Here is a 15219-nt window from a genome sequence, read left to right as displayed (position 1 = left end):
TCACGCGGCGTGTGCCGCGCCCGCCTCATACGACGGCTTGCCGCCCGCGTGCACGGCGCGGCCGGCACCCGAATACGGGCGCATCGGCCAGTACAGCAGGTCGGCGGCAATCTGCCGGTAGTCGCGCGCGGCAGCCGACGACGGGAACGCGTCGACCACGACGCGCATCAGCTCGCGTGCGTGCTCGACGAGCGTATCGGCGCTCACGCAGCCCGCGTCGGCGATCGACACCGTCAGGTAGCGGCTCGCGACGCCCGCGAGGTTGTCGAACGCGACCTTCGCGTCCGCGTGGCTGCCGACGTGATTGGTCAGCACGCGGAACTGCGCGAGCGCATGCGCGAAATGCAGCCGCTTCATGCACGCGTACGCCTCGGTGATCGCCTGCGCGGCGACCCGCGTGACGACCAGCACGTCGTGCGCTTCGCGGGCGAGCGTCGAGAACGAACCGTCGGCGCCGAGCTGCGCGTCGACGAGGACGATATCGGCCGGCCCGTCGATGAAATCGCTCAGTTGCGCATCGGTGTAGCCGGTGCGTGCGAGCCGCGCCGCGGCGCACAGGCCGAAGCCGGCCGCGACCCGCGTGCGTTCGCCGTCGCGCAGCCACGCGCCCGCCAGCGTCGCGCTGGCCGAATGCACGTCGGCACGCTCGTCGACGACGAGCACATCCTTGCCGAGCGACGCGAGCGCCGCCGCCAGGTTCACGACGGTGGACGTGCAGCCGACACCCGCCGGCCCGCCCGTCACCGCGACGATGCGCGATGCGCGCCCGGCCAGCAGGCGCCGCAGCCCTTCGGCCTGGTCGATGATTCGTTTATCCAAATCGCACCTCGTGCAGCTCGGCGGTGGAACGTGCGGTCAGTGCGGAGAGCAGCGTCGGCATGTCCTCGTCTTGCGGCACGAAGGGCGAGCCGTCGCGCGGTACACAGAACGCGCTCTTCAGCAGGAATTTGGTCGACGCGACGTACAGGTTCTCCGGCACCTTCTGGCCGGTCGACACGTAATGGATCGGCAGCTTGTAGCGGATCACCGTGTCGAGCACGCCGCCGAGGTGGGTCGCCTCGTCGAGCTTCGTGAGGATGCAGCCGGCCAGGTCCGGATGCTCGCCCACGCTGCGGTACGCCTGCACGACTTCGTTGAGCGTGTCGCCGTGGCTCGTCGCGTTGAGCAGCAGCAGGCGCTGCACCGGCGCGTTCGCCCCGTGCAGCATCGCGATCTGGTCGGATACCGCGCGGTCGCGCTGGCTCATGCCGATCGTGTCGATCAGCACGATGTGCTTGTTGCGCAGCTCGGACAGCGCGAGCGCGAGGTCGCCCGCATCCTTCACCGCGTGCACGGGCACGCCGAGGATCTTGCCGAAGATGCGCAGCTGCTCGTGGCCGCCGATCCGGTAGCTGTCGGTGGTCAGCAGCGCGACCTTGCTCGCGCCGAAGCGCATCACGCAGCGTGCGGCCAGCTTCGCGGTGGTGGTCGTCTTGCCGACGCCCGTCGGCCCCATCAGCGCGAACACGCCGCCGCGCTCCATCAGCGCATCTTCGCTTTCGAGCACCGGCAGGTTCGACGCGAGCACCGACTGCGCCCATGCGGCGGCCTGTTCGAAGGTCTGCGCGCCGTCGCCGGCCGGCATGTTGTCGACCAGCATCCGCACGAGCTGCGCGGAGAAACCGGCCGCGAACAGGTGCTTCGTCAGCGCGCCATGCACGGCGCTGCGACGCTGGCGGTCGTGCCACAACAGGCTGTCGAACTGCTCTTCCATCATCCCGCGCAGTTCGCCGAGCTCCTGCATCACCGTATCGTTGACGATCCGCTCGATGCGCGACTTCACTGCGTCGGCCACCGCGGCGGCGGCGTCGGTGGACAGGCGCGTGCGCTCGGCCGCCTTCGCGTTCGCTTTCGTGTCGGGCGCGCGGACGGCGACGGCCGGCATCCGGCGTTCGGCGTCGCGCACGATGTCGCGCGCCCAGTCGGGCGGCGTCGCGCTCGCGGCGGCCTGCGGGGCAGGCGCGCTCGCCTGCGGCGCGGCGGGCGCCGCCTGCGCACGTGCCATCAGCGCGTCGCGCTGCTGCGTCAGGCGCTTCGCGTGCTCGACGAGCCACGGTGCGGGTTCGGAGGCGGCGGCCGGGGCCGGGGCCGCGGCAGTCGGAGCGGGGGCGGCGGAATACGGCGCTGCCGCGGCCGGCGCTTCGTCATCGATCGCCGACGGTTGCGCCGCCGTGTCGTCTGCTTCGGCGCTTGCGCCGAACACCGACGAGAACACGTCCGGCAGCCCGCCTTCACCTGCCGCATACGGATTGACCGTCGGGCGGGCCGGCGCCGCGCCCGGGCGCGACACGATGCCCGGCACCGCGGCGGCCGGCACGGATTCCGGCACGCGCGGCGCGGCGATGCGCGGGCGCGCCGCAGCCGGCGGCGTCACGGCGGCCAGGTCCGAATCTGCAAGCGCAACGATTTCCACGCTGCCGTCATCGAGCGTACGGTTCGACAGCACGACCGCGTCGGCGCCGAGCGCCTCGCGCACGAGACGAAGTGCGTCGCGGCTCGTTGCGCCGGTGAATTTGCGAATGTTCAAGCGGAACCCCCGATGACGTTAACGACTTTGATCGTGCGTGTGTCCGGCACTTCGGCATACGACAGCACTTTCAATTGCGGCAGGCTGCGGCGCAGGAAACGCGCGAGCATCGCGCGCAGCGCGTGCTGCACCAGCAGCACGGGCGGCAGCCCGAGATTCTGTTGACGCAGCATCGCCTGTTGCGTGCCGGTCAGAAGGTTGTGCGCGAGGCCGGGTTCGAGGCCCGGGTTCGCGCCGGTGGCGAGCGCCTGCGACAGCACGCGCTCGAGATTCGAGTCGAGGCCCATCACCTGCATCTCGCCTGCGCCCGGATACCACTGCTGCGTGATCGCGCGGCCGAGCGCCAGCCGCACGGCGGCCGTGATCTCGAACGCATCGCCGCGGCCCGCGTGTTCGGACACGGCCTCGAGGATCGTGCGCATGTCGCGGATCGGCACGCCTTCCTCGAGCAGGTTCTGCAGCACCTTCTGCAGCGTCGTCAGCGAGATCGTCTTCGGGATGAGGTCCTCGACGAGCGACGGCGCGTCCTTGCCGGTGCGCTCGACGAGCGACTGCACTTCCTGGCGGCCGAGCAGCTCGGCCGCGTGCTGGACGACCAGATGATTCAGGTGCGTCGCGACGACCGTGCTCGCGTCAACCACCGTGTAGCCGTACACCTGCGCCTGCTCGCGCATCGCGACGTCGATCCACACGGCCGGCAGCCCGAACGCGGGATCCTGCGTGACGGCGCCCGGCAGCGCGGCCGTCACCTGGCCGGGGTTGATCGCGAGCCACTGGCCCGGGAACACTTCGCCGACACCGATCTCGACACCCTTCAGCGCGATCCGGTACGCGTTCGGCCGCAGCTCGAGGTTGTCGCGGATATGGATCACCGGCGGCAGGAAGCCGATTTCCTGCGCGAATTTCTTGCGGATGCTCTTGATGCGCTTGAGCAGTTCGCCGTCGCTGTTCTTGTCGACGAGCGGGATCAGCCGGTAACCGACTTCCAGCCCGAGCGGGTCGATCAGCTGCACGTCGTCCCAGGTCGCCTCGTGGCTGTCCGACGGCAGCGCCGCGGGCGGCGCGATGTCGGTCAGGTCGCCGGCCGCCTTGCGGGCCGCCGCGCGCTTGGTCTGCGTGCGGGCCAGCCAGATCGCGCCGCCGCCGAGCGCGAGGAACGCGACGTGCGGCATGCCGGGGATCAGCCCCATCAGCACGATGATCGCGCCGGTGATGTTCAGCACGCGCGGGTTCGTGAACAGCTGGCCGGTGATCTGCGTGCCGATGTCCTCGTCGGTCGCGACGCGCGACACGATCACGCCCGCCGCGGTCGAGATCACGAGCGACGGGATCTGCGCGACGAGGCCGTCGCCGATCGTCAGCAGCGTGTAGTTCGTGCCGGCCGCGGCGAACGTCATGTCGTGCTGGACCATCCCGACGATCAGCCCGCCGATCACGTTGATCGCCATGATGATCAGGCCGGCGATCGCGTCGCCGCGCACGAACTTCGACGCGCCGTCCATCGACCCGTAGAACTCGGCTTCCTGCGACACGGCCAGGCGGCGCTTGCGCGCCTGCTCTTCGTTGATGAGGCCCGCGTTCAGGTCGGCGTCGATCGCCATCTGCTTGCCGGGCATCGCATCGAGCGTGAAGCGCGCGGACACTTCGGCGATCCGCCCCGCGCCCTTCGTGATCACCATGAAGTTGATGATCATCAGGATCACGAACACGACGATACCGACCGCGAAGTTGCCGCCGACGAGGAAGTGGCCGAATGCCTCGATCACCTGGCCGGCCGCGTCCGGGCCCGTGTGGCCTTCGAGCAGCACGACGCGCGTCGACGCGACGTTCAGCGACAGGCGCAGCAGCGTCGAGAACAGCAGCACGCTCGGGAACGCCGCGAAGTCGAGCGGCTTCATCGTGTACATGCTGACGAGCAGCACCATCACCGACAGCGCGATGTTGAACGTGAACAGCAGATCCAGCAGCAGCGGGGGCAGCGGCAGGATCATCATCCCCAGGATCATGCAGATGAGGATCGGGCCCGCGAGCGCGCGCACATTGGCGCCCGCGAACGGGTTCGGGCGCTTCGCGAACAGGCCGGTCGGAGTGCTCATGCCGCACCTGCCTTGCCGAGCGTGTCTTCGGCTTCTTCGCGCTCGTCTTCTGCGGGCACCGACGCGCCCTTGTCGAGATCGGCCGGCACCTCCAGATCGACCGGCGCCGCCGGGAACGCACCGCCTTCCGAACGGAAGCGCTTGAGCTGGTAGACCCACGCGAGCACTTCGGCGACGGCCGAGTACAACGAGCCGGGAATCTCGCGTTCGAGTTCGACGTTGTGATACAGCGCACGCGCGAGCGGCGGCGCCTCGAGCAGCGGCACGTTGTGCTCGGCCGCGAGTTCGCGGATGCGCGCGGCGACGAGGTTCACGCCCTTCGCGACGACCTTCGGCGCACGCATCTCGCCGTCCGTGTATTGCAGCGCGACGGCGAAGTGCGTCGGGTTCGTCACGACCACGTCGGCCTTCGGCACGGCCGCCATCATCCGGCGGCGCGCGATCGCGCGCTGCTGCTGGCGGATGCGCCCCTTCACGTGCGGATCGCCTTCGTTCTCGCGATGCTCGCGCTTCACTTCTTCCTTCGTCATGCGCAACTTCTTGTTGTACTGCCAGATTTGGTAAGGCACATCGAGTGCGGCGACCACCAGCATCCCGGCGACCGTCGTGCCGCAGCACACGGCGACCAGGTGCAGCGCATCGGTCAGCGCCGCGCCGAGCGGCTGCGTCGCGAGGCCGAGCAGCTCGTCCTTGCTGCGCCAGATCGCGATGCCGCCGATCCCGCCGACGACCAGCGTCTTCGCGAGCGACATCCCGAGCTGGATCGGCCCCTGGATCGAGAAGATCCGGCCGAGGCCCGAGATCGGGTTCAGGCGGTCGAACTTCAGCTCGAACGTCTTCGACGAGATCAGCCAGCCGCCGAGCGCCATCGGCGCGAGCAGCGCGGCGACGCCGGTGAGCGCGAGGATCGGCAGCAGCGCGGCGAAGCCTTCGAGGCTCGCGCTGCCGGCCGCCGACAGCATCCGGCTCGTGTCGAACGCGGCCGCGCGATCGAACGTGAACGCGCCGCGCAGCATTGCCTGCAGATGCCCGCCCGACGGGCCCGCGAGCAGCCAGGTGCCATAGAACCCGGCCGCGAGCAGCGCGAACGAAGCCAGTTCGCGCGAACGCGCGACCTGCCCCTCCTCGCGCGCCTTCTCGAGGCGCCTGGGAGTGGCGGCTTCGGTCTTGTCGAGATCGCTCTCGTCTGCCACGTGGCCTCCAGTCGGGTACGGCGGAATGCCGCTTTCCAGTGACACCGATTATTCATGGAGGCGTCAAACGCCGATCGGTCGAGCAAAGCCGGGAAAGGGGGGTATTTCGGGGAATCGGGCGAACCGGCGCGAACGGGCCTGGACGGGGGACGGAACGGTGTGCGGCGCGGCGGAAAAACGCGCCGATCAGTGCGATCGGGGGGTGTCGGCTCCGGACGGAGCGGCGACGGTGTGAAGCGAGGAAAGGCGCGGAAAGGGAGAAACGGTGAAACGGCCTGGCGGGTGCGACGCGAAACCCTGCCCCGACGCGACGGCGTCGCGCGTCGGAGCAGGCGTCGGTCAGGCTGCCGCGACCGGATCCTCGCCGAAGCGGTTCGGACCTTCGGTGCCGCGCGAGCACATCCACACGAGCAGCAGGATGCCGCCGACGATCGGAATCAGCGCGAGCAGCAGAAACCAGCCCGAGCGGCCCGTATCATGCAGCCGGCGCACGCTGACCGCGATGCTCGGAATGATCAGCGCCAGCGAAGCCAGGCCGATCACGACGAGCAGCAGCAGCGTGATCAGGCCCGCGTCGTGGCCCGCCGCGCCGATGATCTGCGCGGCGATCGACAGCGCGCAGGTGAGCAGCGCGAAATACCAGTATTCGGCACGGCGCGCACGGCCTTCGAATGTCGCGTATTTATTGAGTGCGGAACGAACGGCTTCTGAAAAATTCATCTTATTACCCTCCTGTTTTATATAGACGACCCCGGAAACAACGCCGGCATTATATGTTTGAATTTCGACGGACTCCATCTGTTTTCACATGCCGGGGAGTGCGCGCACCCGGCCGCATTGCCGCCGGAACGCCGCCCGAACGGCGCGGGAACGGCTGCAACAGCGGAATGCGACACCATCGGCTTGCATGCCGCGTCATTTCAATAATCTTGAAAACCTGACAGAAACTGCAGCCCGGGATAATCCGGCATTTGATTGCATCGAAATGAAATCGGGTGCGATCGATAATCGGCGAAAGTGTGTCGCATTCGATTAACCGGCCGGCCTTACGCGGGGGTGCAAAGCGCGCTGCCCTTCGCCATTCCCGATTCCGGTCGAACCGCACGATGCTCCGCCATCCGCTCGTGTCGTGGCTGCCGCTCGCCTGCGCGCCAACAGCCGGCTGCGCAGGCACGCCGGCTCCGCCGCCGGGCGCGTAGGCGCCGCGCCCGCGCGCGGCGGCGCGCCGGTCGGCCCCGTCGCACCGCGCACCGCGTCCGGACAAAAAAAAGGGGACGATCGCTCGTCCCCTTGTTCCTGCGTCCCGCCGTGCCGCGTCAGAACGCGACGAAAGGCGCCGCGCCGCCGCTCGCGGTCTTGTCCATCCCGAAGTAGATCGTCTTGCCGTAGAAGTGCGGCATGCCGATGTCGAGCCAGCCGGACGAACCGAACGGACCCGCGATGTCGTTGAACGCGAACGTCGACGGGTTCGAGAACAGCGAATCCGCGTTCACGACGGGCATCGATACCGTGCCGCTCACGCCGTTCTGGCCGGTCAGCGTCGCCGAATAGGTGGTCGACGCCGTCGGGCAGTAGAACTGCGTGTTCTTCGAGCAGGCCGTCTGCGACGAATCGTTGAAGAAGTACGCATTCGAACCCGTATCGAAGAACGCCGTCACGTTGCGCCCGAGGAACGTCGCGTTGACGTCGCCCGTGGTGGTCGACGTCATCACGGTCTTCCCGGTCAGGTCGGGCAGGCCGAACGTCAGCGTCCCGGTTGCGCTCGCCTGTCCGTTGTTCGAGATGGTCGGCATGCTCACGCTCACCCCGTTGCTGTCGGCGAAACGATGCACGGGGTTGGCCACCTGCTGCGCGACCGGCACGAGCGCAACCGTGCAGTTCGCGTTGTCGCCGTTCGGGCATGCGTAGTAGTTGTTGTTCGTCGACGTCGACGTCGCGCAGGTCGTCCCGCAGTCGACCGGCGCCGGCCCGATGCCGAGGATCCCGTTCGCGCCGAGCGCGCTCGCCGTGTTGGCCGACGCGCCGCCGTTCGTGCACGAGTTCGGCACGTTCGTCGTGCCGAGGTCGCCGATGATCTGCACGGGCAGCGAGCTCGCCTGCTCGGAGCCGATCGACAGGTCGACCGTGCGCACCGAACCCCACGTATAGCTCGACACGAACTTGCCGCACTCGGCGACCGGCGCGCCGCCGCTCGTCACCTGCGGAAGGCTGCCGAGCACGCCCGACACGGCGCTGCCGACGAGCCGCAGCCCGTAGGACGCGGTATCGACGAGCACGTTGTTGACCACCTGGCAGTTCGACGTGCCCGGCGCACAGACCTTCAGGCTGATGGTCGGGATGTTGATCACGTTCGCGACGCCGGCGTTGACGGTGATGACGGCCGTGTTCCCGGAATTGCCGTCCGAGCCGCTGTTACCGTTGTTGCCGTTGTTGCCGTTATTGCCCGAACTGCTGCCGCCACCGTCGCCGCCGCCGCATGCCGTCACGAGGACGACCGTCGCCGCCGCGAGGCCCAGCACGCCGAGCCAGCGCTTGAATGTACGAGGAATGCTCAAGATCGCTCTCCCGCTGTCACTGGATGTCGGTGCCGGCCAGGCCGGCAGGCAGCGCCGCCGGCAGCCACGCCTGGCCCGAGAAGGCGCCCATGTGGCCGCCTGTCCGGATCACGAGGCCGCTCGTGTCGACGGACACGGGCGCGCGCCAGCCGCGCGCCTTGTGTGCCGCCTGGACGCCTGCGGTGTACTGCGGGAAATAGCTGCCGAGCAGCGAGGCGAGATCCGGCATCGTCGGCCCTTGCCACGCGAGGCCGAACACGCTGCCGGCGGCCGACGTGTATTCGTGGATGACGGTGCCCGATCCGAGCGTGATCTCGCGGACGGTATAGCCGGCCGTGCTCGTCTGCACGCCGTCTGCCGAACGCATTGCGCGCTGCAACGCGCGCACGGTTGCGGCCTGATCGTCCGCCGGCGGCGACATCGGCGCGCCGCCCAGTTCCGCGTATGCGTGGACGCTCCACAGCACACCCATTGCAGCCGTCGCGTGCGCGACGGCCCAGCCCAAGCGTTTCAGCTTCACGTTCCCCCCCAAGGGACTGGCTTCGTTGCCGGTAGTGCGGCCATCGGGCCCGCGCCGCCGGCAAACATATGAAATCGTACGAATGACGCTACGTTGCTACTGACGCGTAGTATGCCTGCTGAGTGTGTCGAAGTGTCAATTTGACGCAGGACGACCCTCGGCCTCACGGGTGAGACGCGCGCGGGAATGCGGTGCGGGGAACACGGGACGCGTGCATCGGGCGCCGCCGCGACACGCGGCGCGCCGATGCATGCGGCAGGATCAGAAGCCCAGGCTGGCGAGCAGGTCGTCGACCTGCCCCTGGTCCTGGACCACGTCGGTCTTGCCTTCCGGCGCGATCTGCGGGCCGTTCAGCAGCGACTCGGGGCTGCCGGTCGAACTCATCTGCTCGGCCGCGAACGCAGCCGCGGTGGCCGCGAACTGCTCGCGCCGCTCAGGCGCGATGTTCTCGACGAGCACGGTGAGGAGCTGCTGCTCGATCAGGTAAACCATGTCCATGATCTTCTTGATCACCTGCCCGGTCAGATCCTGAAAATCCTGCGCGAGCATGATCTCGAGCAGTTGCGCGCTGGTCGCCGACGTCGCTTCGGGCAGCGTGCGCAGGAACGTGCGCGTATCGTCCATCAGCTCGCGCACTTCCGCGTGCTCGATCGGTGCCGCGTACCACTGCGTCCAGCGCGCGTCGAGCGCCTCGGCCTCGTTCTGGATGCGCGCCTGCATCGGCTTCGCGACCTCGATCGCGTTCAGCACGCGCACGGCGGCCTGCTCCGTCATCGTCGCGACGTAGCGCAGCCGGTCGCGCGCATCGGGTACGGCTTCCGCCGCCCGCTCGACATGCTTGTCGAGCCCGAGCTCGCGCATCGAATCGCGCAGCGTGCGCGTGACATGGCCGATACGCGCGAGGATGCGGTCGCTTGCGAAATCGGCGCCTTCGGCGTGGCCGTCGGCGCTGAACCCCGCACCCGTCAGCGCGGCATGGATCGGCTCGTTCACGTCAGCTCCCGGCCTTCGCCATCTTGTCGATGATCTTGTTCAGCTTCTCGTCGAGCGTCGCCGCCGTAAACGGTTTCACGACGTAGCCGCTCGCGCCGGCCTGCGCGGCCGCGATGATGTTCTCCTTCTTCGACTCGGCCGTGACCATCAGCACCGGCAGGTGCGTGAGCGTCGCGTCCGCGCGGATTTCCTTCAGCATCGCGAGGCCGTCGAGGTTCGGCATGTTCCAGTCGGAGATCACGAAGTCGAAACCGCCGCCGCGCAGCCGCGCAAGGCCGGCCGCGCCATCCTCGGCCTCGTCGACGTTCGAGTAGCCCAGTTCCTTGAGCAGGTTGCGGACGATCCGGCGCATCGTCGGGAAATCGTCCACCACCAGGATTTTCATGCTCTTGTCCATCGTCGTTCCTTTCCAGATTCGTTTCCGTCGGGACGCGTATCGTGGCACGCGCCCCGTGGCATTCCATTCAAACGCGCTGCACGCGGTCGCCCATCGTCGCCAGGCGCGCCATCACGCGGCGGCTCATCTCGGCGAGCGGCACGATTTCGTCCGCGCCGCCGAGCGCGATCGCCTCGCGCGGCATCCCGAACACGATGCAGCTTGCCTCATCCTGCGCGAACGTGTGCGCGCCCGCGCGTTTCATTTCCAGCAGGCCTGCCGCGCCGTCGCGGCCCATCCCGGTCAGGATCACCCCGATCGCGTTCTTGCCCGCGTGCGTCGCCGCCGAGCGGAACAGCACGTCGACCGACGGGCGGTGCCGGTTCACCGGCGGCTCGTCCGACAGTTGCGCAATATAGTTCGCCCCGCTTCTCGCAAGCAACAGGTGCGCGTGGCCCGGCGCGATATACGCGTGGCCCGGCAGCACGCGCTCGCCATGCTCCGCTTCCTTCACCGCGATCCGGCACAGGCCGTTCAGCCGCTGCGCGAACGATTTCGTGAAGCCGGGCGGCATGTGCTGCGCGATCAGCACGGCCGGCGCATCCGGCGGCAGCGGCGTCAGCACTTCGCGGATCGCCTCGGTGCCGCCCGTCGACGCACCGATGATGATCAGCTTCTCGGTACTGACGAGCGGGTTGTTGATCATCGGCGCGGCCGGGTGGCTGTCCGCCGCGCGCGCGACGGCCTGCGGCTGCGGCGCCTGGCGCACGCGCGCACGCGACGCCGCGCGGATCTTGTCGGCGAGCTTTTCCGCATAGTCGAGCATCCCGTCGCGAATCCCGACGCGCGGCTTCGTGACGAAATCGACCGCGCCGAGTTCGAGCGCGCGCAGCGTGATTTCCGAGCCGCGCTCGGTCAGCGACGACACCATCACGACCGGCATCGGCCGCAGGCGCATCAGCTTCTCGAGGAAGTCGAGCCCGTCCATGCGCGGCATTTCGACGTCGAGCGTGAGCACGTCGGGGTTGTGCTGCTTGATGAGCTCGCGCGCGACGAGCGGATCGGGCGCGGTCGCGACCACCGTCATGTCGGGCTGGCTGTTGATGATCTCGGTCATCAGGCTGCGGATCAGCGCCGAATCGTCGACGCACAACACTTTGATCTTCTGCACTGCGGTCATGCCTCCTGCTTTCTTGATAGGTTCGCCGCCCGCACGCCGCCGCCCGCACGCCGCCGGCCGGCGCCGCGCTGCGCGCACCGAACAGCTCGATGCGCGGCCGCGCCGGCTGCGGCGGGGCCGGACGCTTCGCCGAGAACAGCTCGACTTGCGGACGCGGCCGTGCGGCGCGGGCGCGATCGGCCTCGCGGGCGAGCGCGGCTTCGCGCTCGGTGACGCCCGGCACCTGCAGCCGCAGCTTCTTCACCATCGCGCGCCCGCTGTTCGCCATGAACGCGACCTTGCGCGGGTGCACGCCCTGCAGGTCTTCCGCCGTGATGCGGATGCGTTCGAGCGCCAGGTAGCGGCGCACGAAATCCGCGTTGCGGTCGCCGATGTTGATCGTCGTCATCCCGGCCAGCACGGCGGCGCCCCCAAACACCTTCGCCTCGAAGCGTTCGCGGCGCCCGCCGGCCTTGATCATCTCGTTGATCAGCACTTCCATCGCATACGCACCGTAGCGCATCGATTCCGACGCGGCCGCGCCCGGATCGGCGCCGTCGTCCGGCAACATGAAGTGGTTCATCCCGCCGATGCCCGCGTACGGGTCGTGCAGGCACGCGGCGACGCACGAGCCGAGCACGGTCATCAGCACCATGTCCTCGGACGTCGTGTAGAACTCGTTCGGCAACAGCTTCACGCCGGGACGGCCGAAGTGGTTGTCGAAGTAGCGATTGGTTGCGATCGGCAGGGCGCTCATCCGCGCTCTCCAAAGGCGGGCGCGGCGCCCGCCGCCCGTGCGCGCACCGGCTGCGGCATCGCGGCCGCCGCCTGCGCCTGCGCACCACGCGGCCGCGCGCCGATTGCGGCGTCGCGGGTCAGTTCATACACCGTCTGCCCGCGCAGCCGGAACGCCTGCGTGACATACGTGAAATTTTCCGAATGGCCGGCGAACAGCAGCCCGCCCGGCTTCACGAGCGGCTCGAAGCGCGACAGCACCTGCCCCTGCGTCGGCTTGTCGAAATAGATCATCACGTTGCGGCAGAAGATCGCGTCGAACGGCTTCGCGATCCCGTAGTCCGCATCGGTCAGGTTCAGCTGCTCGAAGCGGATCATCGCGCGCAGCTCGGGGCGCACCTTCACGCGGCCGGCCTGCGCGCCCGTGCCCTTCAGGAAGAAGCGCTTCAGCCGCTCGGGCGACAGGTGCTTGACCTGGTCGTACGTGTAGATGCCGGCTTCCGCCTTCGCGAGCACCTGCGTGTCGAGGTCGGTCGCGAGGATCGACGCGCCGCGCGCCGCCGATTCGCCGAGCGCCTCGATCAGCGTGATCGCGATCGAGTACGGCTCCTCGCCGGTCGACGCCGCCGAGCACCACACCGATACCGGCGCCGGCCGTCCTTTCACGAACTCCGACAGGATCGGGAAGTGGTGCGACTCGCGGAAGAACGCGGTCAGGTTGGTGGTCAGCGCATTGGTGAACGCTTCCCACTCGAGCGGATCGTCTTCCTGCTCGAGCAGGTCGAGGTAGTCGCGGAACGTGTCGAGGCCGCGTGCCCGCAAGCGGCGCGCGAGACGGCTGTACGCCATGTCGCGCTTGTGCTCGGACAGCGAGATCCCCGCGCGTTGATGGATCAGCGCGCGAATGCGTGCGAAATCCGCGCTCGTGAACGCGAAGTCGCGCCCCGGCTCGCCCGCGCGAGGCGAGGCATCCGGTACATCGGGTCGAAACGGCGCGCGCGCGTGCGACATGGTTTAGAAGGTCTCCCAATCATCATCGGACGTGCCGGCCGTGGCCGCCGCCGGCTTCTCGCCGTTCAGCGCGGGGCGCACGAGCGCGGGCTTCGCGGCCGGCTTGTCGGCCGGCGCGGCGGTTTTCGCGAGACGCGGCCCATAGCCGCCCGCGGCCGTGCCGCGGGAAGCCGGCGCATCCTTCTGCGCGTGCGCGCCCGTATCGGCCGCACGCTTCGGTTCATGGCCCGCACCCGATGCAGCCGCAGCGGCCGCACGCGGTGCCGGCGCGGCGCGCCGTGCCGGTTGTGCGGCAGCCTGCGGGGCCGGCAGCGCGGCGGCCGGCGCCGCATCGAAACGCGGCTCCGACGTCAGCGCCGGCACGGCCGCAGGCTCATGCGCGACCGGCCGCGCGACCCCGCGCGACGGCGCGAGCACGATGCCGCCCGCCACGCGCCAGCCCGACACGATCGCCTTCATCTGGCGCGTCTGCTCCTCGAGCGACGCGGCCGCGGCGGCCGCCTGCTCGACGAGCGCCGCGTTCTGCTGCGTGACCGAATCCATCTGGCCCACTGCGCGGTTGACCTGCTCGATGCCGGTCGACTGCTCGTCCGACGCGGCGCTGATCTCGCCCATGATGTCGGTCACGCGGCGCACGGCCTGCACGATCTCGTCCATCGTCGAGCCGGCACGCGCGACGAGCGCCGACCCGCTTTCGACCTTCTCGCTCGAATCGCCGATCAGCTGCTTGATTTCCTTCGCGGCGCTCGCGCTGCGCTGCGCGAGCGAGCGCACCTCGCCCGCGACCACCGCGAAGCCGCGGCCCTGCTCACCCGCGCGGGCCGCTTCGACCGCCGCGTTCAGCGCGAGGATGTTGGTCTGGAACGCGATACCTTCGATCGTGCCGATGATGTCGACGACCTTGCCCGAGCTCGCCGCGATGTCCTGCATCGTCGACACGACCTGGCCGACCACCTCGCCGCCCTGCGTCGCGATGTCCGACGCATTCACCGCGAGCTGGCTGGCCTGCCGCGCGTTCTCCGCGTTCTGCCGCACGGTGCCCGTCAGCTGCTCCATGCTCGACGCGGTTTCCTGCAGCGAGGCGGCCTGCTCCTCGGTACGCTGCGACAGGTCGATGTTGCCGGTCGCGATCTCGCGCGCGCCGACGTCGATCGATTCGGTGCCGCGATGCACGGCCTGCACCATCGTCGTGACGGCGTCCTGCATCCGCTTGATGCCGCCGAACAGGCGGCCGATCTCGTTCGTGCTGAACACGTTCACCGGCTGCGTGAGGTCGCCGCCGGCGATGCGCTCGAAGTGCGCGATCGCGTCCTCGAGCGGCTGCACGATCAGCCCGCGCAGCGCGAAGCGGATCGCGATCACGACGACGACCGCGATCGCGATGCCGGCCGCGATCAGCGCGACCATCAGCGAGATCTGCGACTGCGTCGCGGCCTGGCGATCTTCCGCGCGCTTTTGCAGCGACGCGACCACGGCCGACGCGGCCTGGTCGTACGCGACGAACATCGGGCTGATCTTGGTATCGGCGACCGCGTGGTACGCGGCCATGTCGCCCGCGCGCGCGGCCGCGAACTCGGGCTCGACGCCTTCCTTCACGATCGTCGTGTAGCGGGTGGTCAGGTCGTCGACGAGCGCCTGCTCGACGCCGAGCTTCGGCGTCGACTGGAATGCCTGCCAGTTCTGGCTCGACTTCGCGTACAGCTCCTGCGCGCGGTCGAGCACCTTGGCCGCCTCGGCCGTGTTGCCTGCTTCCGTCAGCGAACGGAAGCGGTCGAGCGACACACGCGCACGCAGCAGGTACGACGACGTGTCGTCGAGCGTATGGATCGCCGGCAGGTCGACGTGCGCGATCTCGTCGAGCGAGCGGCTCGCCTGATTCAGCGCGTACAGGCCGAGCCCGCCGACGGCTGCGGCCAGCGCCACGAGGATGAGTCCGACCGCCGTGAGCGTCGTGCGGATCGACCAGTTATGCAACATTGCAGATTCTCCCTAAATTCCTGCGCGCGCGCGGCGCG

Annotated in this window: 12 protein-coding genes and 1 pseudogene; all 13 read right to left on the bottom strand. The window is 68.9% G+C overall.

Annotated features, from left to right (window positions below; genetic code table 11):
* Positions 1–819 (bottom strand): MinD/ParA family protein, encoded by an 819-nt coding sequence (locus HWX39_RS21595; protein WP_175969893.1) that lies wholly within the window; start codon positions 817–819, stop codon positions 1–3.
* Positions 812–2566, bottom strand: coding sequence for a flagellar biosynthesis protein FlhF (gene flhF / locus HWX39_RS21590; RefSeq protein ID WP_175969892.1), 1755 nt, complete (start codon positions 2564–2566; stop codon positions 812–814). The genes HWX39_RS21595 and flhF overlap by 8 nt, the downstream gene beginning before the upstream one ends.
* Positions 2563–4662: a flagellar biosynthesis protein FlhA gene (gene flhA, locus HWX39_RS21585; RefSeq protein ID WP_175969891.1), complete on the bottom strand. Its 2100-nt coding sequence runs from the start codon at positions 4660–4662 to the stop codon at positions 2563–2565. Before flhA ends, flhF begins: the two co-directional genes overlap by 4 nt.
* Positions 4659–5855, bottom strand: coding sequence for a flagellar biosynthesis protein FlhB (flhB, locus tag HWX39_RS21580; RefSeq protein ID WP_175969890.1), 1197 nt, complete (start codon positions 5853–5855; stop codon positions 4659–4661). Before flhB ends, flhA begins: the two co-directional genes overlap by 4 nt.
* 339 nt (positions 5856–6194) lie before the next feature.
* Positions 6195–6575: a DUF805 domain-containing protein gene (locus HWX39_RS21575; protein WP_175969963.1), complete on the bottom strand. Its 381-nt coding sequence runs from the start codon at positions 6573–6575 to the stop codon at positions 6195–6197.
* 596 nt (positions 6576–7171) lie between these two features.
* Complete coding sequence (locus HWX39_RS21570; RefSeq protein ID WP_175969889.1) at positions 7172–8410, bottom strand: DUF3443 family protein; 1239 nt, start codon at positions 8408–8410, stop codon at positions 7172–7174.
* Between the two features lie 16 nt (positions 8411–8426).
* The gene (locus tag HWX39_RS21565; RefSeq protein WP_175969888.1) at positions 8427–8930 is read right to left on the bottom strand and encodes a DUF2844 domain-containing protein; all 504 of its coding nucleotides are present in this window, start codon (positions 8928–8930) and stop codon (positions 8427–8429) included.
* Between the two features lie 261 nt (positions 8931–9191).
* Complete coding sequence (cheZ, locus tag HWX39_RS21560; protein ID WP_175969887.1) at positions 9192–9923, bottom strand: protein phosphatase CheZ; 732 nt, start codon at positions 9921–9923, stop codon at positions 9192–9194.
* A gap of 1 nt (position 9924) precedes the next feature.
* Entirely contained in the window at positions 9925–10320 is a 396-nt protein-coding gene (cheY, locus tag HWX39_RS21555) for a chemotaxis response regulator CheY (RefSeq protein WP_011350601.1), read from the bottom strand.
* A 67-nt stretch (positions 10321–10387) separates the two neighbouring features.
* Entirely contained in the window at positions 10388–11479 is a 1092-nt protein-coding gene (locus HWX39_RS21550) for a chemotaxis response regulator protein-glutamate methylesterase (RefSeq protein WP_175969886.1), read from the bottom strand.
* A pseudogene (gene cheD / locus HWX39_RS21545) lies at positions 11476–12215 on the bottom strand (chemoreceptor glutamine deamidase CheD). Before cheD ends, HWX39_RS21550 begins: the two are co-directional and overlap by 4 nt.
* Entirely contained in the window at positions 12212–13204 is a 993-nt protein-coding gene (locus HWX39_RS21540; protein ID WP_175969885.1) for a CheR family methyltransferase, read from the bottom strand. Before HWX39_RS21540 ends, cheD begins: the two are co-directional and overlap by 4 nt.
* 3 nt (positions 13205–13207) lie before the next feature.
* Positions 13208–15181, bottom strand: coding sequence for a methyl-accepting chemotaxis protein (locus tag HWX39_RS21535; protein WP_175969884.1), 1974 nt, complete (start codon positions 15179–15181; stop codon positions 13208–13210).
* Positions 15182–15219 lie beyond the last annotated feature (38 nt).

The sequence above is a fragment of the Burkholderia sp. BCC0322 genome (assembly GCF_902833045.1).
Classification (GTDB): Bacteria; Pseudomonadota; Gammaproteobacteria; order Burkholderiales; family Burkholderiaceae; genus Burkholderia.
This window is presented reverse-complemented; position numbering and strand designations above follow the sequence as displayed.